Raw genomic sequence first — 26,226 nt, forward strand, 5'->3', positions numbered from 1 at the left:
CCGCGGCGGGCCTCCACTCACTCAGTGCGTGGGCACCCGGCGCAGCCCCCGGTCCACCCCGGTGACGCACAGCAGCAGCGCGGCGGTCACCAGTAGCACCAGCGCCAGTGTGCCCAGGCCCGAGTCGGTGGCCCGCTCCCCGAAGGACAACGCGATCACGCTGGTCGAGGCCAGGGCGCCGAGGTACTGCGAGGTCCGGAACAGCCCGCTCAGCGTGCCGATCCGCTCCGCGGGCGCCTGCACGTACAGCGCCGTCTGGTTGGCCACCGTGCTCAGCCCCTGGCCGACGCCGAACAGGAAGCCGATCGCCACCAGCAGCCACATCGCGGTACCGGCACCGGTGAGCAGCAGCGCCAGCGCGCCCGCGAACAGCGCCCCGCCGGTGAGCAGCAGCCTGCTCCACACGCCGAGCCCGAGCCGCGTGCCGAGCGCGGACAGGGTGACCGTGGTGACCGACATCGGCAGCAACGCCAGGCCGATGGTGGTCTCCGGCAGCCGGTCGGACTGGGCCAGCCACTGCGGGTACCCGTACAGGAAGGCGTAGATCGCCAGGTAGGCAAGGGCCTGCCGCAGGTAGGTCGCCACCAGCGGGCCGTTGCCGCCGAGGGCACGCAGGTCGAGGAACGGGTCCGCGGCACGCAACTCCCACCAGACCAGCGCACCGGACAGCAGCAGCCCCACGGCCAGGGACGGCCACAGCGCCTGCTCCGGACGCAGCATGAACAGCAGCAGGGCCACCAGCGCGACGGCGAACAGCACCACCCCGGTGACGTCGACCCGCTCGCGTGCCGAGCGGGTGCGCGGGCCGTCCGCGGGCAGCCAGCGCACCGCAAGCACGATGCCGAGCAGCGCGATCGGCACGTTCACCGCGAAGGTCGCCCGCCAGGTCGCGACCGCCGCGAGCAGGGCGCCCAGCGTCGGGCCGATCGCCATGCTGGCCTGCGTGGAGGTGGCCAGCGTGGCGAGCACCCCGCCGGGCACGGCGACCCCGAGGGTGTTCGCCCTGGCCCGGACGATGGCCATCGCGGCGGGGAACCCGGTCGCGGTGCCGAGGCCGAGCAGCACCCGCACCGCGATGAGCATCGGCAGCGATCCCGCCAGCGTGCCGAGCACGCCCGCGCCGCACACCAGCCACAGGCCGGTGAGCAGCACCCGCCGGGCGCCGCACCGGTCCACCAACCTGCCCATCACCGGCTGCGCCACCGCCGTGGCCAGGTAGAGCACGGTCACCAGCCACACCGTCTCGGCGGCGCCGGCACCCAGGTCGTGCCCGATCGGGGCCAGCGTGACCGCGATCATCGAGGAGTTGATCGCGTTGAGCAGGGTGCCGAGTACGAGCGGGACGAGGAACCGCGGACCGAACCCGCCGGCGGGCGCCGCGGTGGAGGGCCGCGCGGGGCCGGTGATCGTCATGCCGCACCGGCCCCGGCGTGCCGGGGCACGAAGATGGTCGCCGCCGCGATCACCCGTGCCGACCGGACCAGGCTCACCGCCACCAGCCTGCCGCCGCCGTCGAGGACGGGCGTGCCGGTCACCACCCCGGCCGGGGTACCCAGGCGCACCGGCCCCGCGCCCCCCGCCAGGTGGCGGCGTACCACGCTGCCCGGCTCGGTGGCCGCGGCCAGCACCGCCACCATCGAGGTCAGCCCGATCGCCGGGTGCGGTGTGTGCATGGAGACCATCCGCACGGCGAGGTCGTAGTCGGCGGCCTCGACCGGGGTTCCCCCGCCGGTGCGGTAGTCCCGGGGCGGGCCGATGACGCCCAGCTTGGGCACCGCGTGGTCGACCGGGTCGCCGGGCCCGGCCAGCCGCATCCGGAGGGCAGCCGCGCGCCGCAGCGGCAGCAGTTCGGGCAGCCGGGCGGCGAACTCGGCGACGCTCTCGGTGCCGGTCAGGCCGATCGAGGCGGCGTCGACCAGCGCGGCGGGCGCGCCGGCGTCCACCAGCGTGGCCTCGCCGCTCGCGAGCTCATCCACCGCGTTCCCGCTGGGCAGCAGGGTTCCGGTGGTGCCGCCGACCGGGTCGAGGAACTCCAGCTCGACCCGCACCCCCGGGGAGGTGACCCCGGGCACCAGGGTGTCCCCGTGGGCGGGCACCCGGCCGCCGGGGGTGGCCACCACGGCGTCGATCCGGCCACCGGTGTTGGTGTTACGCATCCGCACCCGGGTCCGCCCGGGTTCCGCCGGGACCAGCCCGGACCGCACCGCGTGCAGCCCGACGGCGGTGGCGCAGTTGCCGCAGTTGCTGCCCCATTCCACCCGCTCGTCGCCGATGCCCACCTGCCCGAAGGTGTAGTCCACCTGGATTCCGGGTGCGGCGGAGGGGCCGATGATGGCTGCCTTGGACGTGGTCGAGGTCGCGCCGCCCACGCCGTCGATCTGATCGGAGTCCCGCGCGCCGAACGCGGCGGCGAGCACCTCGTCCACACCGGCCTTTCGCCCGGATACCCCGGATATGTCCGCCACGTCGAACAGCCAGCACTTGCTCGTCCCACCGCGTACCAGTGTTGCCGGAACCGCGAGGGAATCCCTGTACAACCTACCCATAGAACGTCCCAAAAATCGCAGCACGAAGACTCGTGACCGGGTTGCCAAAAAGCAGGTGACCGCCGCGACACCGGGGCAGTCCGGGAGCGTAACAGCTACAAGTCCTATGCAATGAGGGTTCTGCACAGCGGGAGGCACGACCGTCGCCCGCCCGTCGTCTCGCATTCAGGCGCAACGAGCCATCCTCCGCAAGCTCCGGGTGACCCCCGTCGCCTGAATTGTGCACAACCCTCGAGACAGGATATTGTCCGATTTGCCGAACTCAGCCGCAGACTACCGGAATCGGTGCCGGTTCAGCATGACCCGCTTGAGCGATATCACCAAGCCATCAATCCGTTGTGGACGGCAACAATATCGTACTCGCCCGTTCTTGTATCCAAATTAGGATTCCGTTAATTTTTCGACGCTACCGCCCCACACAAATGGTGGGCTCGCCAACAAATGTCCCGGCCGCGGGCTCCGCACCGGCCGGGCGGGGTGTAACCTGGGGTCTCGTGCGCTTTCTCGATGGCCACCGGCCCGCCCACGACCTGACCTACGACGACGTGTACCTCGTGCCCAACCGTTCGGCCGTGGAGTCACGCTTCGACGTGGACCTCTCCACCGCCGACGGCAGTGGCGCGACCATCCCTGTCGTCGTCGCGAACATGACCGCCGTCGCCGGCAGGCGGATGGCCGAGACGGTCGCCAGGCGGGGTGGCCTGGTGGTGCTGCCGCAGGACGTCGACCCCGTCGCGCTGGCGGACATCGGCTCCTGGGTGAAGGAGCGCCACCCGGTCTGGGACACCCCGCTGGTGCTGACCCCCGGCGACGCCGTCGCCGACGCGCTGAACTTGCTGGGCAAGCGCGCACACGGCGCGATCGTGCTGGTCGACGCGGTGGGCCGCCCGGTGGGCGTGGTGGACGAGGCCGCCTGCACCGGGGTGGACCGCTTCGCCAGGCTGATGGAGGTCGCCGACCCGGAGCCGCTGACCTGCCCGCTGGACACCCCGCCCCGGGAGGTGTTCGAGCGGCTGCACGCGCACGGGGGCAGGCTCGCCCTCGGGGTGGACGCCGAGGGCAGGCTGGCCGGGGTGCTCACCGAGGTCGCCGCGCTGCGGTCGGAGATCTACACGCCGGCGACCGACACCGGGGGGCGGCTGCGGATCGCCGCGGCGATCGGGGTGAACGGCGATGTCGCGGCGAAGGCCGAGTCCGTGCTCGGCGCCGGGGTGGACATGCTCGTGGTGGACACCGCGCACGGCCACCAGGAGAAGATGATCGCCGCGCTGAAGGCGGTGCGGTCGGTGTCCCCCGGCGTGCCGGTGGTGGCGGGCAACGTGGTGACCGCCGAGGGCACTCGCGACCTGATCGAGGCGGGCGCCGACGTGGTGAAGGTCGGCGTGGGGCCGGGCGCGATGTGCACCACCCGGATGATGACCGGCGTCGGGCGCCCGCAGTTCTCCGCGGTCGTGGAGTGCGCGGCGGCGGCCAGGGACCTGGGTGGGCACGTCTGGGCCGACGGCGGCGTGCGGCACCCGCGGGACGTGGCGCTGGCACTGGCCGCGGGCGCCTCGGCGGCGATGGTCGGGTCCTGGTTCGCCGGAACCCACGAGTCGCCCGGTGACCTGCGCTACGACGAGCACGGGAGGCCGTACAAGGAGTCCTTCGGAATGGCCTCCAAGCGAGCCGTCGGCGCACGCACCCGCACGGACAACGTGTTCGATCGTGCCCGCAAGGCGCTGTTCGAGGAAGGCATCTCCTCGTCCCGGATGGCACTGGACCCGACCCGGCCCGGGGTGGAGGATCTGCTCGACTCGATCTGCGCGGGGGTCCGCTCGGCCTGCACCTACGCCGGGGCCGGCACGCTCGAGGAATTCCACCAGCGCGCCGTACTCGGGATCCAGTCGGCCGCCGGTTTCGCCGAGGGCCGCCCACTGCCGGCCGGCTGGTGATATGCCGGATTTCGCCGCCGGGGTAATCCCGCCGCGGCAGTCCGGTCGCGACCCGGCCTAGCCTGGACCGGTGAATGACGCAGTAGTCGTGACCGATGTGGTCAAACGTTACCGGCGTAACGGGCCGAACGCGGTGGACGGTCTCAGTTTCTCGGTACCGGAAGGTGAGATTTTCGGCCTACTCGGGCCGAACGGCGCCGGTAAGACCACGACCGTCGGCGTGCTCACCACCCGGGTGCGGCCGACCTCGGGCACGGCGCAGCTCCACGGCGTGGACGTGGTGCGGGCGCCGGGCCCCGCCCGGCAGTTGCTCGCGGTGGTGCCGCAGCGCAACAACCTGGATCGTTCCCTGAACATCCGGCAGAACCTGCTGTTCCACGCCATCTATCACGGGGTGGGGCGGGCCGAGCGGATCCGGCGCGCGGACGAGATCCTGGACCGGATGGGGCTGGCCGAGTCGGCGAAGGCCCGGGTCGACTTCGTCTCGGGTGGGCAGTCGCAGCGGGTGATGATCGCCCGCGCCCTGATGCACCGGCCCAGGGTGCTGTTCCTGGATGAGCCCGCCACCGGCCTGGACCCGCAGGCGCGGCTGTTCGTGCACGAGCGGGTCGCCGAGCTGCGCTCCGAGGGGGTCACCATCGTGCTCACCACGCACGATATGGAGGAGGCGGCCAAGCTGTGCGACCGGGTCGGCATCGTCGACCACGGCAGGTTGCTCGCGCTGGACACCCCGACCACGCTCACCCGCTCACTGCCCGGCAGCACGACGCTGAACGTGACGGTGCACCTGGACGGCCACCCTTCCGCGACCGTGCAGTCCGCACTGTCCGACATAGCCGGGGTGCAGCGGGTCGAGCCGATCACCTCGGTCACCGACGGCGGGCTCGCCCAGTTCCGGCTCTACACCGCCGACGAACCCGCCGCGGTGCTGCCTTCGGTACTGACCTCGGCGAACTCCTTCGGCTGCGCGGTCAGTGACCTCGCCATCGGCACGCCCAGCCTCGAGGACGTGTTCATCCACCTGACCGGGAGGGAGCTGCGATGACGGCACTGCGCACCTTCTTCGCGGTGCTGTGGCGGGACATCTTCGTCACCGGCCGCGAGCTGGGACCGTTCCTGGCCCAGGTGGTCATCCAGCCGTTCTTCATGCTGTTCATCTTCGGCACGGTGCTCACCGGGATCGGCTACGTGGACGAGAACTTCGTGCATATCCTGCTGCCCGGCATCGTCGCGCTGAACGGCTTCCTGATCGCCCTGCAGAACACCACCATGCCGCTCGTGCTGGACTTCTCCTGGACCAGGGAGATCGAGGACCGGCTGCTGGCACCGATGCCGATCCCGCTGGTCGCGATCGAGAAGATGATCTTCGGGGCGCTGCGCGGGATCGTGGCCGCGTTGCTGATGATCCCGGTCGGGTTCCTGATCCTGGAGGGTGTGCACTGGCCGGCCTCGGCGTGGCCGGGGGTGCTGGGCATGATCGTGCTCGGCTCGCTGGTCGGCGCCACGATCGGGATGACCGTCGGCACCCTGGTGTCGCCGCGCCGGATCAACATCATGTTCGCGGTGATCCTGGTGCCGCTGATGTTCACCGGGTCGACCCAGTTCCCCTGGCACGGGCTCGAGCACCTGGAGTGGTTCCAGGTGGTGTGCGCGATCAACCCGCTGACCTACGTCAGTGAGGGCATGCGCTCGCTGCTGCTCGGCGACACCGTCGAGTCGATCCCGCTCTGGGTGGACGTCCCGGTCGTCCTCGGCGCCTGCGTCGTCTTCGGCGCCATCGGCATCAAGGGCTTCCTCCGCCGCGCCCTCGACTGAGCCACCTGCCGTGGGTGACCCGCGACGAACGGGTCACCCACGGCAGAGGTGTGCTCAGCCGTGGTGTTCGAGTAGCTCGGTGACCAGGGCGGCGATGGGGGAACGCTCGGAGCGGCTCAGGGTCACATGCGCGAACAGCGGGTGGCCCTTCAGCTTCTCGATCACCGCGGACACCCCGTCGTGCCTGCCCACCCGCAGGTTGTCCCGCTGCGCGACATCGTGGGTGAGCACCACCCTGGAGGCCGTGCCCAGCCGGGAGAGCACCGTGAGCAGCACGTTGCGTTCCAGCGACTGAGCCTCGTCCACGATCACGAACGAGTCGTGCAGGGAGCGCCCCCGGATGTGGGTCAGCGGCAGCACCTCGAGCATGCCACGGTCGAACACCTCGTCCAGCACGTTCTGGCTGACCAGCGCGCCGAGGGTGTCGAAGACCGCCTGTGCCCAGGGCTGCATCTTCTCGCTCTCCGAGCCGGGCAGGTACCCGAGATCCTGCCCGCCGACGGCGTAGACCGGGCGGAACACCACCACCTTGCGGTGCGCCCGGCGCTCCATCACCGCCTCCAGCCCGGCGCATATGGCCAGCGCCGACTTGCCGGTGCCTGCCCTTCCGCCCATGGACACGATGCCGACCTCGTTGTCCAGCAGCAGATCGAGCGCGATCCGCTGCTCGGCGGAGCGGCCGTGCAGCCCGAAGGCCTCCCGGTCCCCGCGTACCAGCCGCACCCGCTTGTCCGCGGTGATCCGGCCCAGCGCGCTGGAGGTGCCCGCCAGCAGCCGCAGGCCGGTGTGGCAGGGCAGCTCGGCGGCCTCCGGGCGGCCGAAGTCGGCGAGATCGATCGTGCCGTCCTTGAACAGGCCGTCCAGCGCCTCCTGCGGCACGTCGAGATCCGCCATACCGGTCCACCCGGAGGAGACGATCTCCTGCGCGCGGTACTCGTCGGCGTTCAGCCCGACCGCTCCCGCCTTGACCCGCAACGGGATGTCCTTGGTGACCAGCGTCACCACGTGCTGCTCGACCGCGAGGTTGAGCGCGCAGGCCAGGATGCGGTGATCGTTGGAGTCGGTCCGGAACCCCGGCGGCAGCACCGTGGGATCGGAGTGGTTCAGCTCCACGTGCAAGGTGCCGCCCTCCTCGCCGATCGGCACCGGCGCATCCAGCCTGCCGTACGTACGCCGCAGGTCATCCAGCGTGCGCAGGGCCTCACGGGCGAACCAACCCAGCTCCGGATGATGCCGCTTGGCCTCCAACTCGCTGATCACCACCAAGGGCAGCACCACGGCGTGCTCGGCGAACCTGGCCAACGCCCAGGGGTCGGAGAGCAGAACCGAGGTGTCCAGCACGTAGGTGTGACGCTGGCCGGAGGATGAGATCGAGGCTTCCCCAGTGCCCGTGGCACTGATCGACGAACGGCCGGTGGCCTCGCGGGACGAACGCTGCGCAGTCACGGCATCTCCCTCGTGGGCGTGGCACCACGCCCGCACTCGCTGGGCCGGGCACCGCCCTGGCTGGTCTCGCCGCCGATCGCCGAGGCGTCAGCTGACGCGACCACGAGGGCCTGGTGCCGGCCCCCTCGTGCGTCTGAACGGCTGCGCCGCTCCGTGTAGCACTGCCACGACCAGGGCCTCCCGCGACAGCCCGCATGGGTCACGGACCATCACCTCGGAAGCTACCTGTGACACGGCGATCATGCAGGCAGCCAGGCAGGTGATTCGCCGATTCGTCATCTCACGGTTAGTCGCGGGACATCGACCCCCCGTGTACAGCCGGCTACGATCTACCTTGGGTAGATTCGGGCGACTACCTGAACACCCATTCGAATGACAGGTCGCCGAGTCGGATGACCTTCCGTTTACCGCCATGTCGGTAAACGGCCGATACCACGCGGCAGACCCTGTCGCAGCGGCATTTCGGCCTAGTTATCCGAAGGGGTGTAGCGACCGCGATCTCGGCTCACACAATGGTGTAACGGGACTATCACGGCGCCAAACGTGAGGTAATTTCCACGTCATCGGAAACACCGCACGGAGACGGTGGCTCCGGTAGCCACAATTCCCGATCTAGGAGTGTGCGAAGTGCTGAAGAAGGCCGGTATTGTCACCGCCACCACGGCAGCGTTGATGCTGGCGGGTGGCACCGCGTTCGCCGCGCCAGCCCCCGCTCAGACGCCGGACGTAGGCACGCACCAGGACGAGTTCATCACGTTCTCGGACGCCTACCACCAGTTCATCGAGGGTGGTGCCGCACTCGGCTACGGCGCGGCCTCCCTGGTGGCGGGCGCCTACACGGGTATCGCGCGGACTCCGCACCTCATCCTGAACCCGCTGGGTGACTGACCGTCGCTGACCGGGTGGCCCGCGGGAGGAGACCCGCGGGCCACCAGTATTTTCTACGCTCCGTAACGTCGGTGCCGTACCGCGTAATCACGTAACGCCCGCAGGAAGTCGACCCTGCGGAAGGCCGGCCAGTACGCCTCGGTGAACCAGAATTCCGAATGCGCCGACTGCCACAGCAGAAAACCGGACAATCGTTGCTCACCCGAGGTCCGAATAATCAGGTCCGGGTCGGGTTGGCCGGAGGTGTACATGTGCTCGGAAATGTGGTCGACGTCCAGAATCTTGGCCAATTCCCGGATCGGCGTGCCCTCGTCGGCGTGGTGGAGCAGCAACTTGCGCACGGCGTCGGCGATCTCCTGCCGGCCGCCGTAGCCGACGGCGATGTTCACCGCCATCCCGTTGCGGCTGTCCGTGCGCGCGGCCGCCCCGGTCAGCCGGGCCGCGGTCTCGGAGGGCAACAGGTCCAACGCGCCCACGATGCGCACCCGCCAGGGATTCTCCGGCCTGGCCAGCTCGTCCACGACCTCGGGAATGATCTCCAACAGGGCCTCCACCTCGTCGGATGCCCTGCGCAGGTTGTCCGTGGACAGCAGCCACAGGGTGACCACCTCGACCCCGGCCTCCCGGCACCAGGTCAGGAAGTCGGCGATCTTCTTGGCCCCGACCCGATGGCCGTCGCTGACGTCGGTAAAGCCCGCTTCCCGTGCCCATCTGCGGTTACCGTCGAGCATGATGGCGATGTGGCGGGGGTTGCGGCCCTCCGCCTGCTGGATCAAGCGCCGTCCGTAGACGCTGTAGACGACGTCGGAGAGAAACGAGCGAAGACTCACGTCACGGCAGCGTACGCACCCGCGCGTGGCGGTGGCACACCCCACTTCATGGCTACGAAAGCCAGCGTTCCCGTAACCTGGCGAGTGTGAGCCTAGCGACCGACACCTCACCGGCCGGCCAGCCTCATCCAGCGTCCAGCCGCCCGCGCCTGCGGGGACACATCCATTTCTGGTCGTTCTTCGGCAGCGTGGCCGGGGCGGCGGTGCTGATCGCGCTCGCCTCGTCCACCGTGTCGGCCCTCGCGGGCCTGGCCACCGCTGTCTACGGGCTGACGGTGCTCGGCCTATTCGGGGTCAGTGCGCTGTATCACCGCCGGATCTGGAGCCCGGCGGCATACAAGTGGATGAAGCGCGCCGACCACTCGATGATCTTCCTGTTCATCGCGGGGACGTACACGCCGTTCACCCTGCTGGTGATGTCCCAGCCCACGGGCTACATCGTGCTCGCCGTGGTCTGGGGCGGGGCGATCGCCGGGGTGGCGATGAAGCTGTTCTGGCCGAACGCTCCCCGCTGGCTCGGCGTGCCCATCTATGTCGCGTTGGGCTGGGTGGCCGTGTTCGTGCTGCCCGAGCTGGCCACCAACGCCGGGATCGCCGCGCTGGTGCTGCTCCTGGTCGGCGGGCTGTTCTACACCCTCGGCGCCGTGTTCTACGCCGTACGCTGGCCGGACTACTGGCCGCAGACCTTCGGTTACCACGAGTTCTTCCACGCCTGCACCGTGCTCGCCGCGATCTCCCACTACATCGCGATCTGGCTGGCGATGTACCCGTAGCCGAGGCTTCGCTACCGGCGTGCGAGTTCCTCCGCCTTGCGTTGCCCGCGACCCGCCCAGTACAGCGCTTCGTGGTGGTGTCCCCGGTCGACCTCGGCGATCATCGCGTACACCGCCGCACTACGCCGGTGGAACTCCCGCCACACCACGGGCGGTGCGTCCTGCGGCGGCATCAGGACACTCACGAGATCTGGCTGGCGATGTATCCGGGAGCCAATGCCCTGAACGGCACGTTCGAGACGGTCAACGTCGCGAACGGAACATTTGAGCCGTTCAACGTCCTGGAAGCCACGTTCAGGGCTCTTCGGACAGCATTGGGGCGGCCAGGAACTGCTCCGGGATGGCGAAAGCGTCGACCAGGGTTCGGGCTTGGGGGCGCAACTCCTGGCACAGGTCGTTCACGGCGGCGACCACGGCCTTGGCCCTGCTGGCGCTGAGCCTGCCGTGCTCGAGGAACCAGGCGCGGTCGGCCTCCACGTTGGCCATGACGTACAGGTCGCACACCCGCTCCAGCAGTGCGCGGGCGCCCGCGTCGCCGCAGCGGTCGATGCCGGCGACGAAAGCCTCCAGCACCACCCGGTCGATATGCGCGCGGGCGGCGTGCAGCACGTGGTCCTGGGCGTCGTTGAACACCCGGAACGGGTCGGTGTCGTCGGATGCCGCGCGGCGGAGCCTGCGGGCGACCCCGTCGAGCAGGTGCTCCTCGCGATCCTCGAACAGTTTCAGCTGCCAGCCACGGTCGAACAGGGCGTCCTCGTCGTCCCGGCCGGGTGCGGCGTCCACCAGCCGCTCGATGACCTTGCGGGCGGCCGTGCGCTCGATGACCGCGCCGACGAACTGCTCGGCGACGAACCGGGCGGTGGCCATGGTGCCGAGGTCCTCGAAATGATCCCGGTAGCTGGTCAGCAGGCCCTTGGCGACGAGTTGCAACAGCACCGTGTTGTCGCCCTCGAAGGTGGTGAACACATCGGTGTCCGCCTTCAGCACGGGCAGCAGGTTCTCCGCGAGGTAACCGGCGCCGCCGCAGGCCTCCCGCGCGGCCTGGATGGTGCTGGTGGCGTGCCAGGTGGCCACCGCCTTGATACCCGCGGCCCTGGACTCGAGCTCCCGCTGCCGGTGCTCGTCGTAGCTGCCGCCGCTCTGCAACTCGTCCAGCGCGTCCACCAGTTCCTCCTGCGCGAAGTGCAGCGCGTAGCTGGTGGCCAGCGCGGGCAGCAGGCAACGCTGGTGCGCCAGATAGTCCAGGATCGCCACCTCGTGGCCGTCCGGGTGCCAGAACTGGCGCCGCGTCTCGCCGTAACGCACGGCGATCGCCAGCGCCCGCTTGGTGGCGCTGCCCGCGCTGCCCGCCACGCTCACCCGGCCGCGGATCAGCGTGCCGAGCATGGTGAAGAACCGCCGGTTGTCGCTGTCGATGGGGCTGGAGTACGTCCCGTCCGGGGCCACGTCGCCGTACTGGTTCAGCAACGCCGTACGCGGCACCCGGACCTCGTCGAAGACCAGCCGCCCGTTGTCCACCCCGTTCAGCCCGGCCTTACGGCCACAGTCGGAGATGCGCACGCCGGCGCACGGCCGGCCCCGCTCGTCCCGGATGGGCACCAGGAAGGCGTGCACGCCACGGCTGCCACCTTCCGTGATCAACTGGGCGAACACCACCGCCATCCGGCCGTCCCTGGCGGCATTGCCGATGTAGTCCTTGCGCGCCGCCTGGTCCGGCGTGTTGATCACGAACTCCTGGGTACCCGGATCGTAGGTCGCCGTGGTGCGCAGGTGCTGCACATCGGACCCGTGCCCGGTCTCGGTCATCGCGAAGCAGCCGGGTAACTCGAGATCCATGATCGGGCGCAGGTAGCGCTCGTGGTGTTCGGCGGTGCCCAGCAACTGCACGGCCCCGCCGAACAGGCCCCACTGCACACCGGCCTTGACCATCAGGGACAGGTCGCCGAACGCGAGCATCTCGAAGGAGGTGAGCGACCCGCCGATGTCGCCACCGCCGCCGTACTCCGGCGAGAACCCCAGCCGGGGCCGCCCGCTCCTCGCCAGCTCGTGCAACTGGTCCAGCACCTGCGCGCGGTGCTGCTCCACATCCAGGTCACACGCGTCCCGGAAGCGGGTGTCCGCCATCTCGGCGCGGATCGCCCTGCGGACACCAGCCCACTTGCCGTCCAGCACGGCCGTCAGCACGTTCGGATCGACCGAGGCGGAGACCTCGGGAGTCGCCGTCATCCTGCCCCTCCGATGCGAGTCGATGTTCCCGTCCAGGGTGCCGCAGCCGCACCGGACTCGCAGGCCGAACAGACCTCCCGGCGAGCGGTCAAGCTCCTCGTCGATGAATACGTATACCTAGTTTATGCCGACGAAGCCACGAGCTCCGGTTCGGTTAAATCGACGGTACCGCCAATTCTGTTTCGGGTGTTAAACGTGATCTGACAAACCACGTCAGGTGGGCGGCGGCAACCAGCGGAGGCGTGATGTCGGCTCGAGCACTCACCGGAAACACCGACGAACACCTGCATGACGAGCTGCGCCAGGCACTTCGGACCGGCCCGTTCCCCTCCGCGCTGCACCTGGCGATCGAATCCAGCGGATTCACCCTGGACGAGATCCAGGTCTGGCTGGCCGAACGCGGGGCGAGGGTGAGCGTACCGACGCTCAGTTACTGGCGCCGCGGGCGCAGCAGGCCGGAGCGTGCCGGGTCACTGCGCGCGGTGCGCCTGCTGGAGCAACTGTTCGAGCTGCCTGCCGACTCGCTGGTCTCGTTACTGGGCCCGCGCAGGCCACGCGGGCGGTGGGTCGGGCACGTTCCCGGCAGCATGGACCTGGCCATGCTCTGGCACGACTCCCGCCCGATCGACCTGCTGAACGCGGTGGGGGCTCCCCCGCGCAGCGTGGTGAGCAGGATCAGCACCCAGGTCAGTGTCACGATCGACCGCGAACGGCGCGCACGGTCGGTCCACCTGCGGGAGCTCGTCCGGGCCAATGTGGACCGGGTGTCCCGCTGTGGGGTGCTCTACTGGGCGCACGAGGACCCGGCGAACCCGCCCACGCTGGCCGGGGTCCGGTACTGCCGGGCCGGCAGGGTCCAGGCCGACCGGCCGGTCGGCCTGATCGCCGCCGAGCTGATCCTCGACCGGATGCTGGACGCAGGGGAGCCCGCCTTGCTGGAGTACGAGTGGCACTTCTCGCCGGGCGCTCCGATGGTGAACTACGATCACCGGTTCCCCGAGCCGGTCAAGGAGTACGTCCTCCAGGTGCGGTTCGAACCGGACGCCGTGCCGGCGCGTTGCCGCCGGTACGAGCGGCGCACCGTGACCGCGCCCGAGGGCAACGGCCGCGAGCTGTGGATCGGCGGGTCGAACACCGCGCTGGTCGCCGACTGGGACCTGCCCGCCGGGATCGTCGGCATGCGGTGGGACTGGCCTGCCGCCGGCCTGGTGAATTGACCCGGAAAACCGTTTAACAGTATTGCCGGACTCGACTGACGAACCGATTTAACGAGTCTGTTCCGCTGATGTTCTCCCGCTTACCGTCCTCCGTGACAATCCTGATCGCAGGAGGCGAAATTGAGAAAGTGGAAATCACGCGCCCTCGCGTCCACGCTCGCTGTCGCGGCGAGTGCGGGACTCGCGATGACGCAGGCGGTGACCGCCACGGCGGCACAGCCGGAGGAACCGGTCGTCAGTAACGCCGACCGTCCGGTCGAGGGGACCTACCTGGTCACCCTGGCCGCGAACAGCCAGGCCGCGCGGTCGGCCGCGGGAACCGAACGGGCCACGCACGCCCTCGTCGAGGAGTACGGGGGCACGCTGGACGCCGTCCTCACCGCGACCATGCGGGGCTATGTGGTGGAGCACCTGCCCGAACGGCAGGCACGGCGGCTCGCCGCCGATCCCGGGGTGGCCGAGGTGCGGCAGAGCGGCCGGGCCGGCATCGGTGGTCCCGGCGGCACCCAGCAAAACCCCCGGAACTGGGGCCTGGACCGGATCGACCAGCGGGACCGGCCCATGGACGACAGCTACACCTACCCCAATGACGGGGAGGGCACGACGGTCTACATCGTGGACACCGGCATCCGCTACAGCCACCAGGAGTTCGGCGGCCGGGCCTCGTTCGGTGTCGACCTGGATGCCGATCCCAACGGCGGCGAGGACTGCAACAACCACGGCACGCACGTCTCCGGCATCGTCGGCGGCGAGACCCGCGGCGTCGCCAAGGCCGTCGACCTCGTCTCGGTCCGCGTCCTGGGCTGTGACGGCTACGGCGAGGACGTCGACGTGGTCAAGGCGGCCGAGTGGATCACCAAGAACGCCGAACAGCCCGCGGTGGCGAACCTCAGCGTCTACACCGGGGATCCGGATATCGCGGTGAACGCCATCCGGAACTCGATCTCCTCGGGTGTGCAGTGGTCGCTGATCACCGGGAACAACGGCGGCGACGCCTGCGACTACGGGCCCGGCGGCCAGGTTCCCTCCGCCCTCCAGGTCGGCAACTCCACCAGCAACGACACCCGCCGGTTCGACTCGAATGCCGGCCGCTGTATGGACCTGTTCGCACCGGGCACGAACATCGACTCGGCCTTCCGCGGCAGTGACTCCTCCTACGGCACGCTCAGCGGTACCTCGATGGCCGCACCGCATGTGGCCGGCGCGATGGCGCTACGGCTGCACGACGCCCCGGGCAGCAGCTCGGCGCAGCTGCACTCGTGGATCATGGACAACGCGAGCACCGGCAAGCTGTCCGGGCTTTCCGGCGACACCCCCAACAAGCTGCTGTACGTGCCGAACGACGGTTCCCAGCCCCCGGGCGACCCGACCGCCGAGTTCACCGCCTCCTGCCCTGACGAGTCTCTGACCTGCACCTTCGACGCCGCCAACTCGTCGGATCCGGACGGTTCCATCAGCTCCTACGCCTGGGACTTCGGCGACGGCACCACCGGCGACGGCCGGACCCCCGAGCACACCTACGCCGAGAAGGGCACCTACTCGGTCGAGCTCACCGTCACCGACGACGAGGGCAACACCGACACGGCCACGCGGCAGGTGCGCGTCGGCGAGCCGGGCGGTGGGCAGGAGCCTGCGGCGAGCTTCACCGTGAACTGCCAGTCCCTCGACTGCGCCTTCGACGCCACCGCATCCACCGACCCCGACGGCACCATCACCACCTACGCCTGGAACTTCGGCGACGGCACCACCGGCAACGGAACCACCACCACCCACACCTACCCCAGCCAAACCGACACCTACACCGCAACCCTCACCGTCACCGACAACAACGGCAACACCGCCACCACCAACCGCACCATCCAATGCTGGGCCTTCGGCACCAGCCAGGGCTTCTGCTTCAGCCACTGAACCCGCCTGAAACCCTGCAAAGGAAAATCCATGAAGCGAATCACGAAGGCCCTGTGCACAGCGGGGTTGGCGATCGGGCTGGCGTCCATTGCGCCGCCCGCCCTCGCCGACCCGCCCGGATCCGAGAGCCCGGGAGCGACCCCACAGGTGATCAACGGGACACCGGCCACGGTGTCGGAGTTCCCGTTCATCATCTCGCAACACCGCACCGGCGGAGCCAGGGACGCCGAACAGTCCTGCACCGGCTCGGTGGTCGCCGAGCGTGCCGTGCTGATCGCGGCACACTGCAAGTTCGCCCAGGGTGAGCCCAAGTATCTGATCTACGGCCGGGACGACCTCGCGAACACCGGCGAGGGGACCCGGATCGAGATCGAGGAGTACCGCGTACACCCCGACTACAACCCCAACGACGGCTGGCGGACCGGGCACGACGTCGCGGTGATCTTCACCGAGACCGACATCCCGACACCGGAGGGGATGGCCTACCCCGAGATCGCGGACTCCGGCGACTCGCTGCCGCTGGGCACCGAGGGAACCACGGTCGGCTACGGCATGACCGACAAGGACGACAACGAGCGGAACACCCGGCTCTACAAGACGACCCTGCCGACCGTGGAAGGGCAGAACTGCAAGAACATCAACTTCCATTACGACCCCAGGTACATGATGTGCAGCGGGTACGGGGACGGACGCACCGGCCTGTGCCGCGGCGACAGCGGCGGCCCCTGGCTGCATGACGGCAGGATCTACGGCGTGTTCTCCTGGCTGCGCACCGACTGCGCCTCCTACGACGCGCATGCGCGGATGCACAGCGTGCTGGGCGACTGGGCGAACGAGCAGATCGGCGACTCACCTGACCCGCCCGGTGAGGGCGAGGAGCCCACGGCGAGCTTCACCGTGAACTGCCAGTCCCTCGACTGCGCCTTCGACGCCACCGCATCCACCGACCCCGACGGCACCATCACCACCTACGCCTGGAACTTCGGCGACGGCACCACCGGCAACGGAACCACCACCACCCACACCTACCCCAGCCAAACCGACACCTACACCGCAACCCTCACCGTCACCGACAACAACGGCAACACCGCCACCACCAACCGCACCATCCAATGCTGGGCCTTCGGCACCAGCCAGGGCTTCTGCTTCAGCAGCTAGCCCGCCCCCGTGCTGGGGGAGGTGTGACAGGGACGCCTCCCCCAGCACGTTCTCCCTTCGTGCTCAACCGAGGTCCGGGCCCTTGGCCCGCAATTCGTCCACTGTGGACATGGCGTGGCGGAGTTCCGCGAGCCATTCCTCGGCGTGCTCCCCGACCAGCCGGACCGCCCAGGCGAGCGCGTCCGAACGGGACCGCGCCACCCCGGCGTCGACCAGCGTGTCCAGCACCTTCCGCTCCGGCTGCCGCAGCCGGGTCATCACCGGCGCGGCCAGGGTGGTGAACAGCTCCTCGCTGCCACCCAGCCGCGCGCCCCAGGCAACCTTGCGCTGGTAACGGTGCTCGGCCTGCCGGGCGATCTCGATCCGCTCCTCGCGGGTCTCCTCCCGGAACCGGCTGATCCGGCCCGCCTCCGCGGCGGCGCGGGCGGCCTCGTCCTCGTACTCCTCGGTCAGCGCGGGCAGCTCGCCGACCACGATGATCTCGTCGCGGTCCACGGTCACCTCCGGCGCGCCGGCGAACCACCCCTCCGGCAACCTCCCGGCGAACCAGGCCGCGGCGTCCTCCGCACCGGGGACCTCGCTGCCCCCTTTGCCGCGCCAACCGCGACCGCCGTGCCAACCCCGTCCCATGTATCCCTCCACCGTGACGTGCGTCCGCATGTCCGCCTCCAATGATTACATAATTACTCTCCTACGAACGCTACGCCGAAATCAGGCCAAGCGAGGACGTCGTTCGCCGCGGGCGGAAACCGCGGTCGAACGACCCTGAACGGCACTTTCCGGACGCCGAACGTCACAAACGCCACGTTCGCGACGTTCGGCGTCGCGAACGCCACGTTCAGCGCACTGCCGGGAGGGGGTCAGCGGGTGAGGGCGGCGGCGAGGTCCTCCGGGGTGGTCACCGGGCGGTCGCAGACGTAACCGCGGCACACGTAGGCGGCGGCGCCCCCATCGACCAGGGGCCGGTCGGCCAGTAGCGGGACGCCGGCGGCCTCCGGCGAGCCCGCCAGTACCACCGCGCCACCATGCGCCTCCCGCGCGGCCTCGTGCAGCAGGCCGGCGCGTGCCCCGGCATCCGGCCCGACCACGGCCACCTGCACCGGTCCCGTGCGCAGCGCCTCGGCCACCGCCAGCCAGTTCCCGGCGAACCGCGGCACCCGCGAGGCCAGCATGCCGGCCCGCTCCACGGCCTGCTCGCAGGCATCGCGGTAGTCGCCCGCCCGGTCCGGCCCGGCCAGGGCCGAGGCGGTGAGCAACGCGCTCGCCAGTGCGGAAGCCCCGGAAGGGCTGGCGTTGTCGGTCGGGTCGGAGGGCCGCTGCACCAGCGCCTCCGCGTCATCCGCCGTGTCGTGGTGGGCGCCGGGCTCCGCGCCGGAGAACCGGGCCAGCGCCACGTCCAGCAGCGAGGTGGCGGCGGAAAGCCACCTCGGCTCGCCGGTGGCCTGGTGCAGGGCCAGCAACCCCTCGGCGAGGCAGGAATGGTCCTCCAGCACCCCTGCCGCGTCCCCGACGGCACCCTCGCGCGAGCTGCGCCGCAACCTGCCCCCAGGCATATGCTTGTCCAGCAACAGGTCCGCCGCCTCCGCCGCGGCGTCAATCCACTGTGGACGATGCAAGGCGACACCCGCCTCGGCGAGCGCGGTGATGGCGAGGCCGTTCCACGCGGCGATCACCTTGTCGTCCCGCGCAGGTTGCGGGCGCCGCGCCCTGGCCTCGAGCAGCGCGGCACGCACCCGTTCCCAGCGCGGCACGTCCTCCGGATCACGCGGCAGCCGCAGGGTGGAGGTGCCGTGCTCGAAGCTGCCCTCCTCGGTGACCGCGAACAGCTCGGCAGCCCACGCCCCGTCCTCGGCGCCGAGCACCTCGCGTAGCTGCGCGGGCGTCCACACGTAGGTCAGGCCCTCCACGCCGTCGGTATCGGCGTCCAGCGAGGCGGCGAACCCACCCTCCGGGGTACGCAGCTCCCGCAGCAGGAAACCCGCGGTCTCGTCCGCGATCCGCCTGGCCAGCTCGGAGTCCGTCCTGCGCCCGAGATGGGCGTAGGCGCGCAGCAGCAGGGCGTTGTCGTACAACATCTTCTCGAAGTGCGGAACCACCCAGCCGGCGTCCACGGAGTACCGCGCGAAACCACCGGCGAGCTGGTCATAGATACCGCCCCGGGCCATCGCTTCCGCACAGGACTCCACCAGGGACAGGGCTTTCACCGAGCCGGTGCGCTCGTGGTGCCGCAGCAGGAACTCCAGCACCATCGACGGTGGGAACTTCGGCGCGCCGCCGAATCCACCGTGCTGCGAGTCGGCTTCGGCCGCCAGCTTGCCGACGGCGGCGTCGATGGTCTGCTCGTCCACCCCGGCCGGGCTCAGCGGCGCGGTCTGCTCGGCGAGGTGATCCACGATCTTGGTGGCGCCCTCGCGCAGCTCGTCCGCCCGCTCCTGCCAGGCGTCCCGCACCGCGACCAGCAGTTGCTGGAAGGAGGGCATGCCGTGCCGCGGCGCGGGAGGGTAGTAGGTGCCACAGTGGAAGGGTTTCCCCTCCGGGGTGAGGAAGCAGGTCATCGGCCACCCGCCCTGGCCGGTCATCGCCTGGGTGGCCGTCATGTACACGGCATCGATATCCGGGCGCTCCTCGCGGTCCACCTTGATGTTCACGAAGTTCGCGTTCATCAGCGCCGCCGTGCCCTCGTCCTCGAAGGATTCGTGCGCCATCACGTGGCACCAGTGGCAGGCCGCGTACCCGATGGACAGCAGGATCGGCACGTCCCGCCGCCCCGCCTCGGCCAGCGCGTCGGCTCCCCAGGGCCGCCAGTGCACCGGGTTGTCGGCGTGCTGCAGCAGGTAGGGGCTGGTCGCGGTGGCGAGCTCGTTCGGCATGCCTCCAGGGTGACACGGGAAAACGACCCGTGTGCGCTCGCGCCGTCCGTCCGGCTCGGGAACCGTCTCTCAGGTGCGCTGGCCCTGCTCCTGGTCGGTGGCCTCCGCGCGCTGTTCCGGCTCGGCGGGCTCGGGGTCCCCGGCGGCGCCGGTCGCGGACTCCGCATCGGCCCGGTCGCCCTCGTCGTCGCCCTCGCGCTCGGCGGGCGCCTCCTTGTCGAAGCTGGCGGGGAGGCGCTTGAGGTGCTTGGTCATCGAGCGGACCAGCAGCGCGACCGCGATCAGGAAGAGGATCAGCACCAGCAGGCCGACCGGGGAGGACTTGCCGAAGTCCTGGCCCTGGCCACCGCCGTCTCCGCCGTCCGGTTGCTGCTGCGCCAGCAGCATGACGGCGGACTGCACGGGGGCCATAAGCACGGTCAGGAGTCTACCTTTTCCCGGATTCCGGCGAACAGGTCGTCCTCGGGCAGCGTGCTGTCCACCTCGGAGCGGACCAACTCGTACTCCTCGGTCGGCCAGATCTCCCGCTGCAGGCGCAGCGGGACCGCGAACCACCTGCTGTTCGGGTCGATCTGGGTGGCGTGCGCGCGCAGCGCGTCGTCCCGGGCCTCGAAGTAGTCGGCGCACTCCACCCGGGTGGTGACCCGCTCCAGCACGTCCGCCTTGGCCGGGTCCCACCTCGCCAGCCACTCGCCGTAGGGCGACTCGAGTCCCTCGGCCAGCAGTGCCTCGTGGAAAAGAGACATCTTGGCCCGGGAGAAGCCGTGCGAGTAGTACAGCTTCAGCGGCCGCCAGGGCGCGCCGGCCTCGGGGAACCGGTCCGGGTCCGGCGCGGCGTCGAACGCGGCCACCGAGACCTCGTGGCAGCGGATGTGGTCCGGGTGCGGGTAGCCGCCGTTCTCGTCGTAGGTCACCACCACGTGCGGGCGGAACTCCCGGATCACCTGGACCAGCGACGCGGTGGACTCCTCCAGCGGCACCAGCGCGAAGCAGCCCTCCGGCAGCGGCGGCAGCGGGTCGCCCTCCGGCAGCCCGGAGTCGACGAAACCGAGCCAGCGGTGCTGCACACCGAGGACCTTGGCGGCCCGCGCCATCTCCTCCCGCCTGATCTCGGTCATGTTCGCGCGGACCTCGGGGGTGTCCATCGCGGGGTTGAGCGGGCTGCCCGCCTCCCCTCCGGTGCAGGTAACCACCATCACCTCATGCCCATCCGCGACGTAGCGCGCCATGGTGGCCGCGCCCTTGCTGGCCTCGTCATCGGGATGTGCGTGTACAGCCAGTAGTCGCAGGCCGGACCCGACCTGCTCCCGCGTTCCCATTCGCTCCGACACGCTCCGCTCCGCCTCGCTTCCGGACTTGTGGCCCCCATGCGGCCGCACGATCGCTCTACGCGGATACTCAACGCGCGAGGACCGCGTGCCCATTCCATTCTCCCAACCCCGCGACCGGACCGATCGGAGGCCTTGGCTTGAGCACCCACAACGACGCCGGGGCGCGGCCCACGCTGCCGGAGGGCCGGTACGGTCGCGCACGCACCCGCACGCGACGGGGTTGGCGAGTATGGGTCGTTGTCTTGATTGCGCTCGCCGTCAGTGGCACGGTCGCCTATGTGGCATACCGGAACCTGGGTACCGCTCCGATCGAGGCGCAGCGGCTCGGGTTCACCGAGAAGCCCGGAAACGCCATGGAGATCACCATCGGAGTGAACCGGGACGACCCAGGGAGAGCCGGTGTATGCATCGTTCGGGTGCGGGACATCAGCGGGTCGGAAAGCGGCCGCAAGGAGATTGTCGTCCCGCCCGGCGCCGGGGAGGTTTCCACCGTGATCAAAAGCATCAGGCGGCCGGTTACGGCGGACGTTTTCGGCTGCTCATACGACGTACCGCAATATCTGTCAAGCCCATAGCGGCCAACGGGGTGAACGGTGCGCCCACTGCCTGGAAAATAACAGTGTAGGCAGCGTCAGGACCGTTTATCGTGCTATCCTGATCTACCGGCACGGCCCAGCGGGCCGTGTTTTTCCTTTATCTCAGCCGCGTTGGCGTGGTACGTCAACGCGGCGGCCGGCTTGCGTACCCAGGCCCGGCAGGCCCTAGGAGGAGATGGTGACCGTGAGCGACACCAAGGTGACCTGGCTGACCCAGGATGCCTACGACAGGCTCAAGCACGAGCTCGACGAACTGATCGAGAATCGTCCGGTCATCGCAGCGAAGATCAACGACAGCCGGGAAGAGGGAGACCTCAAGGAGAACGGGGGCTACCACGCCGCCCGGGAGGAACAGGGACAGCAGGAGGCCCGGATCAGGCACCTGCAGGAACTGCTGCGCACCGCGAAGGTGGGCGAGGCCCCGGCTAACGACGGCACCGCTGAACCGGGCATGGTGCTCACCGTGCGTTACGACGGCGATGACGAGGACGAGAAGTTCCTCCTTGCGACCAGGGAGGAAGGCGCGGAAGGCGAGCTCGAGGTGTACTCGCCGGACTCGCCGCTGGGCAAGGCGCTGCTCGGCGCCAAGGAGGGCGAGGCTCGGGAGTACGAGCTGCCCAACGGCAAGACCCAGAAGGTGACACTGGTCAAGGCGGTCCCTTACAGCGGCTGAGACGCTGAGCTCATGACCGCGGACCCATTGCCCATCTGCGCCACCTGCGGGATGCAGTACGCGGCGCCCCGTCCGGACTGCCCGATCTGCGAGGACGAGCGCCAGTACGTGCCCCCGGAGGGGCAGCGGTGGACGAATCTGCGCGAGCTGCGTGCCGGCGAGTACACCGGCCGGGTCGAGGAGGAGGGACCCGGCCTGATCGGCGTCGGCACGCAGCCCCGGTTCGCCATCGGCCAACGTGCCCTGCTGGTGCGCGCGGAGTCGGGGAACTTCCTGTGGGACTGCACCCCCTACCTCGATGACGAGCTGGTGGCCAGGATCGACGAGCTCGGTGGGATCACCGGGATCGCGATCAGCCACCCGCACTACTACACCACGATGATCGAGTGGAGCAGGGCGTTCGACGCCCCGATCCACCTGCACGAGAACGACGCCCGGTGGGTCGGGCGGCCGGACGAGGCGGTCCGGTTCTGGAGCGGGCGCGAGCACCGGGTCGCGCCCGGTCTGACCCTGCTCAACCTCGGCGTGCACTTCGCGGGCGGAACCGTGCTGCACTGGAGCGCGGGCGCCGGAGGCAAGGGCGCGCTGCTGTCCGGGGACATCGTGCAGGTCATCCCGGACCGCACCCATGTGGGCTTCATGTACAGCTACCCGAACCTGATCCCGGAGCGGCCGGCCGTGGTGCGTGCCGCGGCGGAGCTGCTCGAGCCTTACCCGTTCGAGGACATCTACGGCGCATGGTGGCAGGCCGTGGTGCGCGGTGCGGGCCACCAGGTGGTCCAGCGCTCGGCCAAGCGCTACCTGGAGTTCGTGTCCTGATCCTGCTGCCCCGCGGTGCGTTCCAGCAGGGGACGCACCCGCGGCGGCACCGGGGTGGACAGCGCGATCGAGGTCGAGGTACGTCGCACCCCCGGCACGCCGACGACCTCGTCGATCACCCGTTGCAGGTCGTCGTTCGACCGGGCCACCATCCGGACGAACAGGTCACCCTGGCCGGTGGTGGCATGCACCTCGCAGACCTCGTCGATGGCGGCCAGCGCTCCGGACACCTCACCCCGCCTGCCCTGTGCGATCTCCAGCACGGCGAACGCGGTCAGCCCGTAGCCCATGGCGTCCAGGTCGAGGTCGGGCGGGAAGCCGGCGAGGATCCCCCGTGCGGTCAACCGGTCCAGCCGAGCCTGCACCGTGCCCCTGGCCACCCCGAGCCGGCGGGCGCATTCCAGTACGCCGAGCCGCGGCGCGTCGGTGAGCAACAGCAGCAACCGCGCGTCCAGTGCGTCCAGTGCCGAGTCCGGCATCACATACTCCTACACAACCTGCCCAACCTGACCGACGATCTCGCTGGTTAATTGCACATATTGTCCAGCGTTATCGAGCACTGTTGCACATCCTGCCCTACCGGCGCATTCTGCGTCCACGGCTGGCTACCGCCACCTGGACCACCACCGGAGGAGATACCGATGACGCACACCGTCGGTGAGCAGCACCAACTTGACGACGTCAGCTATGACCAGCTGCGGCAGCTCGTCGGTCTGGTCGACCACGACGCATCCACGGACCCGTTCCCGGTCAGGGCCCTGGACGCCGTGGTGTTCGTCGCGGGCAACGCCACCCAGACGGCCTGGTTCTACCAGGTCGCCTTCGGGATGCGGCTCGTCGCCTACTCCGGACCGGAAACCGGCAACCACGACCACAAGTCGTTCGTGCTGAAGTCCGGCTCGGCCCGCTTCGTGATCAACGGAGGCGTCCGGCCGGACTCGCCACTGCTCGACCACCACCGCAGGCACGGTGACGGGGTCACCGATATCGCGCTCGAGGTTGCCGATGTGGACAAGTGCGTCGAGCATGCCCGCGCGCAGGGCGCCACGGTGCTGGAGGAGCCACACGACGTCTCCGACGAGCACGGCACGGTGCGAGTGGCGGCGATCGCCACATACGGCGAGACCCGCCACTCGCTGGTCGACCGTTCCCGCTACACGGGCCCGTACCTGCCGGGTTACGAGGCGCGTGCGGCCACGGTGCAGCGTCCCGAGGGGGCTCCGAAGCGGCTGTTCCAGGCCGTGGACCACTGTGTCGGCAACGTCGAGCTCGGCAAGATGGACGAGTGGGTCGACTGGTACCGCCGGGTGATGGGCTTCGTGAACATGGCGGAGTTCGTCGGGGACGACATCGCCACCGAGTACTCGGCCCTGATGAGCAAGGTCGTCTCCAACGGCAACCACCGGGTGAAGTTCCCGCTGAACGAGCCCGCGATGGCGAAGAAGCGGTCCCAGATCGACGAGTACCTCGAGTTCTACGGCGGGCCCGGATGCCAGCACATCGCGCTGGCCACCAACGACATCATCGGCACGGTGACCGCGATGCGCGCGGCCGGCGTCGAGTTCCTGCAGGTCCCCGACTCCTACTACGAGGACCCGGAGCTGCGGGCGCGGATCGGCGAGGTGCGGGTGCCGGTGGAGACGCTGCAGCAGCACGGGATCCTGGTCGACCGGGACGAGGACGGCTACCTGCTGCAGATCTTCACCAAGCCGATCGGCGACCGCCCGACCGTGTTCTACGAGCTGATCGAGCGGCACGGCTCGCTCGGCTTCGGCATCGGCAACTTCAAGGCCCTGTTCGAGGCCATCGAGCGCGAGCAGGAACGCCGCGGCAACCTCTGACCCTCTACTTTGAGTGACCCGTTCCGCGCGAAGGGTGCGCGGAACGGGTCACTCAAGGCGGTCAGAGGACCGTGAAACCGGCGTTGTGGAGCCCGGTGGCCACCCGGGTGCAGTGCTCGGGACCGCGGGTCTCCAGGTTGAGCGACACCTCCACCTCGCCCAGCGCGAGCCTGCCGGAGATCCGCGAGTGCTCCACGTCCAGCACGTTCGCCCCCAGTTCGCTGACCTTGGACAACACCCCGGCCAGCGAACCCGGCCGGTCCGGCACCAGCAGCCGCAGCTCGAGGTAGCGGCCACCGGCGGTCATGCCGTGTTGGATGATCTGCAGCAGGAGCAACGGATCGACGTTCCCGCCGGACAGCACGGCCACCACCGGCGGGGTGAACGCCCCGGGATGCTCCACCAGCGCGGCCACCGCCGCCGCTCCCGCGGGTTCGACCACCAGCTTGCGCCGCTCGAGGCAGAGCAGCACCGCGCGGGACAGCGACTCCTCCGTCACCGTGTAGACGCCGTCGACCAGCGAACGGACGTGCTCGAACGTCAGCGGCCCCGGTATGCCGACGGCGATCCCGTCAGCCATCGTGGGCATCGCCTCCAGGCGCACCGGCTCACCCGCGGCGAGCGAGGGAGGGAAGCCCGCCGCGGCCGCGGCCTGCACGCCGAACACCTCGACAGCGGGGGCCAGTGCCCGCACCGCGCTCGCTACCCCGGAGACCAGCCCGCCACCACCGGTGGGCACCAGCACGGTGCCCACGTCCGGCACCTGCTCCAGGATCTCCAGGCCGACCGTGCCCTGGCCGGCGATGATCTCCGGATGGTCGAAGGGGTGGATGAACACCGCGCCGGTGCGCTCGGCGAACGCGGTCGCCTCGGCGATGGCCTCCTCGATCACCTCGCCACGCAGGTACACCTCGGCGCCGTAGCCGCGGGTGGCGGCCAGCTTGGGCAGCGGCGCCCGCTGCGGCATGAACACCGTGGCCCTGATGCCGAGCAGCGAGGCGGCCAGCGCCACACCCTGCGCGTGGTTACCCGCACTGGCGGCGACCACGCCCCGCTCCCGCTCGGCGGCGCTCAGTGTATGGATCCGGGTGTAGGCGCCCCTGATCTTGAACGACCCGGTGCGTTGCAGGTTCTCGCACTTGAGATGGACCGGACCGCCGTGCTGCCGCTGCAGGTCGCGGGCGTGCTCCATCGGGGTTTCGCGGGTGACCTCCGCGAGCAGTTCGCGAGCCTGCCGGATCCGGTGCACATCGACGAGTCCCATCGGCGTCGATGATGCCACCGTTTGGACTCATCCATCCCGACGGTGACCGACCGGGTACCCTGATGGCGAACTGTGAGCGCCGACCAGGGAG

Annotated in this window: 24 protein-coding genes; 12 read left to right on the plus strand and 12 right to left on the minus strand. The window is 69.8% G+C overall.

The features are described from left to right. Positions 1-21: 21 nt before the first annotated feature. Positions 22-1,413 carry an MFS transporter gene (locus tag FB471_RS11725; RefSeq protein ID WP_141997757.1) on the minus strand — a complete coding sequence of 464 codons (1,392 nt, stop codon included), beginning with the start codon at positions 1,411-1,413 and terminating at the stop codon, positions 22-24. After that, the gene (locus tag FB471_RS11730; RefSeq protein ID WP_141997759.1) at positions 1,410-2,546 is read right to left on the minus strand and encodes a PrpF domain-containing protein; all 1,137 of its coding nucleotides are present in this window, start codon (positions 2,544-2,546) and stop codon (positions 1,410-1,412) included. Before FB471_RS11730 ends, FB471_RS11725 begins: the two co-directional genes overlap by 4 nt. 494 nt (positions 2,547-3,040) lie before the next feature. On the opposite strand from FB471_RS11730, the gene guaB1 reads away from it, so the two are divergent. The 3 genes from guaB1 (at position 3,041) to FB471_RS11745 (ending at position 6,295) form a co-directional block, all read left to right on the plus strand. After that, positions 3,041-4,480: a GMP reductase gene (guaB1, locus tag FB471_RS11735; RefSeq protein WP_141997761.1), complete on the plus strand. Its 1,440-nt coding sequence runs from the start codon at positions 3,041-3,043 to the stop codon at positions 4,478-4,480. 70 nt (positions 4,481-4,550) lie between these two features. Beyond that, positions 4,551-5,525, plus strand: coding sequence for an ABC transporter ATP-binding protein (locus FB471_RS11740; protein WP_141997762.1), 975 nt, complete (start codon positions 4,551-4,553; stop codon positions 5,523-5,525). Further along, on the plus strand, positions 5,522-6,295 hold the full coding sequence (locus FB471_RS11745) for an ABC transporter permease (protein ID WP_141997764.1): 774 nt from the start codon (positions 5,522-5,524) through the stop codon (positions 6,293-6,295). Before FB471_RS11740 ends, FB471_RS11745 begins: the two co-directional genes overlap by 4 nt. A gap of 54 nt (positions 6,296-6,349) precedes the next feature. Here the strand turns inward: FB471_RS11745 and phoH2 are convergent, their stop codons facing one another. Continuing rightward, positions 6,350-7,696: an RNA 5'-3' helicase PhoH2 gene (gene phoH2 / locus FB471_RS11750; RefSeq protein WP_142001800.1), complete on the minus strand. Its 1,347-nt coding sequence runs from the start codon at positions 7,694-7,696 to the stop codon at positions 6,350-6,352. Positions 7,697-8,368: 672 nt separating this feature from the next. Here phoH2 and FB471_RS11755 point away from each other — a divergent pair. Beyond that, positions 8,369-8,629: a hypothetical protein gene (locus FB471_RS11755; protein WP_141997767.1), complete on the plus strand. Its 261-nt coding sequence runs from the start codon at positions 8,369-8,371 to the stop codon at positions 8,627-8,629. A gap of 53 nt (positions 8,630-8,682) precedes the next feature. On the opposite strand, the gene FB471_RS11760 is transcribed toward FB471_RS11755, so the two are convergent. Then, on the minus strand, positions 8,683-9,459 hold the full coding sequence (locus tag FB471_RS11760) for an isoprenyl transferase (RefSeq protein ID WP_141997769.1): 777 nt from the start codon (positions 9,457-9,459) through the stop codon (positions 8,683-8,685). Positions 9,460-9,545: 86 nt separating this feature from the next. On the opposite strand from FB471_RS11760, the gene trhA reads away from it, so the two are divergent. Further along, entirely contained in the window at positions 9,546-10,232 is a 687-nt protein-coding gene (gene trhA, locus FB471_RS11765) for a PAQR family membrane homeostasis protein TrhA (protein ID WP_141997771.1), read from the plus strand. 11 nt (positions 10,233-10,243) lie between these two features. On the opposite strand, the gene FB471_RS34090 is transcribed toward trhA, so the two are convergent. Further along, positions 10,244-10,417, minus strand: a complete 174-nt coding sequence (locus tag FB471_RS34090; protein WP_170220636.1) for an AMED_5909 family protein — start codon at positions 10,415-10,417, stop codon at positions 10,244-10,246. A gap of 109 nt (positions 10,418-10,526) precedes the next feature. Beyond that, positions 10,527-12,458: an acyl-CoA dehydrogenase family protein gene (locus tag FB471_RS11770; protein ID WP_141997773.1), complete on the minus strand. Its 1,932-nt coding sequence runs from the start codon at positions 12,456-12,458 to the stop codon at positions 10,527-10,529. A 245-nt stretch (positions 12,459-12,703) separates the two neighbouring features. On the opposite strand from FB471_RS11770, the gene FB471_RS11775 reads away from it, so the two are divergent. The 3 genes from FB471_RS11775 to FB471_RS11785 all read left to right on the plus strand — a co-directional run bounded on the left by FB471_RS11775 (position 12,704) and on the right by FB471_RS11785 (position 16,741). Continuing rightward, positions 12,704-13,675: a hypothetical protein gene (locus FB471_RS11775; protein WP_141997775.1), complete on the plus strand. Its 972-nt coding sequence runs from the start codon at positions 12,704-12,706 to the stop codon at positions 13,673-13,675. A gap of 186 nt (positions 13,676-13,861) precedes the next feature. Continuing rightward, a complete protein-coding gene (locus tag FB471_RS35480; protein WP_141997777.1) occupies positions 13,862-15,583 on the plus strand; it encodes a PKD domain-containing protein in 1,722 nt (573 codons plus the stop codon). A 30-nt stretch (positions 15,584-15,613) separates the two neighbouring features. After that, the gene (locus tag FB471_RS11785) at positions 15,614-16,741 is read left to right on the plus strand and encodes a trypsin-like serine protease (protein ID WP_141997779.1); all 1,128 of its coding nucleotides are present in this window, start codon (positions 15,614-15,616) and stop codon (positions 16,739-16,741) included. A gap of 63 nt (positions 16,742-16,804) precedes the next feature. Here FB471_RS11785 and FB471_RS11790 read toward each other — a convergent pair whose 3' ends face one another. The 4 genes from FB471_RS11790 to mca all read right to left on the minus strand — a co-directional run bounded on the left by FB471_RS11790 (position 16,805) and on the right by mca (position 20,930). Then, on the minus strand, positions 16,805-17,371 hold the full coding sequence (locus FB471_RS11790; RefSeq protein ID WP_142001802.1) for a hypothetical protein: 567 nt from the start codon (positions 17,369-17,371) through the stop codon (positions 16,805-16,807). Positions 17,372-17,601: 230 nt separating this feature from the next. After that, positions 17,602-19,611, minus strand: a complete 2,010-nt coding sequence (locus FB471_RS11795; RefSeq protein WP_141997781.1) for a thioredoxin domain-containing protein — start codon at positions 19,609-19,611, stop codon at positions 17,602-17,604. 69 nt (positions 19,612-19,680) lie between these two features. Continuing rightward, the gene (locus tag FB471_RS11800) at positions 19,681-20,022 is read right to left on the minus strand and encodes a hypothetical protein (RefSeq protein WP_142001804.1); all 342 of its coding nucleotides are present in this window, start codon (positions 20,020-20,022) and stop codon (positions 19,681-19,683) included. 8 nt (positions 20,023-20,030) lie between these two features. Next, positions 20,031-20,930, minus strand: coding sequence for a mycothiol conjugate amidase Mca (mca, locus tag FB471_RS11805; protein WP_142001806.1), 900 nt, complete (start codon positions 20,928-20,930; stop codon positions 20,031-20,033). A 149-nt stretch (positions 20,931-21,079) separates the two neighbouring features. On the opposite strand from mca, the gene FB471_RS11810 reads away from it, so the two are divergent. The 3 genes from FB471_RS11810 (at position 21,080) to FB471_RS11820 (ending at position 23,030) form a co-directional block, all read left to right on the plus strand. Continuing rightward, positions 21,080-21,517, plus strand: coding sequence for a DUF4307 domain-containing protein (locus tag FB471_RS11810; RefSeq protein ID WP_141997783.1), 438 nt, complete (start codon positions 21,080-21,082; stop codon positions 21,515-21,517). Positions 21,518-21,713: 196 nt separating this feature from the next. After that, on the plus strand, positions 21,714-22,211 hold the full coding sequence (gene greA, locus FB471_RS11815; RefSeq protein ID WP_141997786.1) for a transcription elongation factor GreA: 498 nt from the start codon (positions 21,714-21,716) through the stop codon (positions 22,209-22,211). A gap of 12 nt (positions 22,212-22,223) precedes the next feature. Then, complete coding sequence (locus FB471_RS11820) at positions 22,224-23,030, plus strand: MBL fold metallo-hydrolase (protein WP_141997788.1); 807 nt, start codon at positions 22,224-22,226, stop codon at positions 23,028-23,030. Here FB471_RS11820 and FB471_RS11825 read toward each other — a convergent pair. After that, positions 23,009-23,509, minus strand: coding sequence for an Lrp/AsnC family transcriptional regulator (locus FB471_RS11825; protein WP_141997790.1), 501 nt, complete (start codon positions 23,507-23,509; stop codon positions 23,009-23,011). The genes FB471_RS11820 and FB471_RS11825 overlap by 22 nt on opposite strands. Positions 23,510-23,671: 162 nt before the next feature. On the opposite strand from FB471_RS11825, the gene hppD reads away from it, so the two are divergent. Next, positions 23,672-24,871, plus strand: a complete 1,200-nt coding sequence (gene hppD / locus FB471_RS11830) for a 4-hydroxyphenylpyruvate dioxygenase (RefSeq protein ID WP_141997792.1) — start codon at positions 23,672-23,674, stop codon at positions 24,869-24,871. Between the two features lie 61 nt (positions 24,872-24,932). On the opposite strand, the gene ilvA is transcribed toward hppD, so the two are convergent. Then, positions 24,933-26,135 carry a threonine ammonia-lyase gene (gene ilvA / locus FB471_RS11835; protein WP_141997794.1) on the minus strand — a complete coding sequence of 401 codons (1,203 nt, stop codon included), beginning with the start codon at positions 26,133-26,135 and terminating at the stop codon, positions 24,933-24,935. Positions 26,136-26,226 lie beyond the last annotated feature (91 nt).

Origin of the sequence: Amycolatopsis cihanbeyliensis (assembly GCF_006715045.1) — a bacterium.
In the GTDB taxonomy this organism is placed as follows: domain Bacteria; phylum Actinomycetota; class Actinomycetes; order Mycobacteriales; family Pseudonocardiaceae; genus Amycolatopsis; species Amycolatopsis cihanbeyliensis.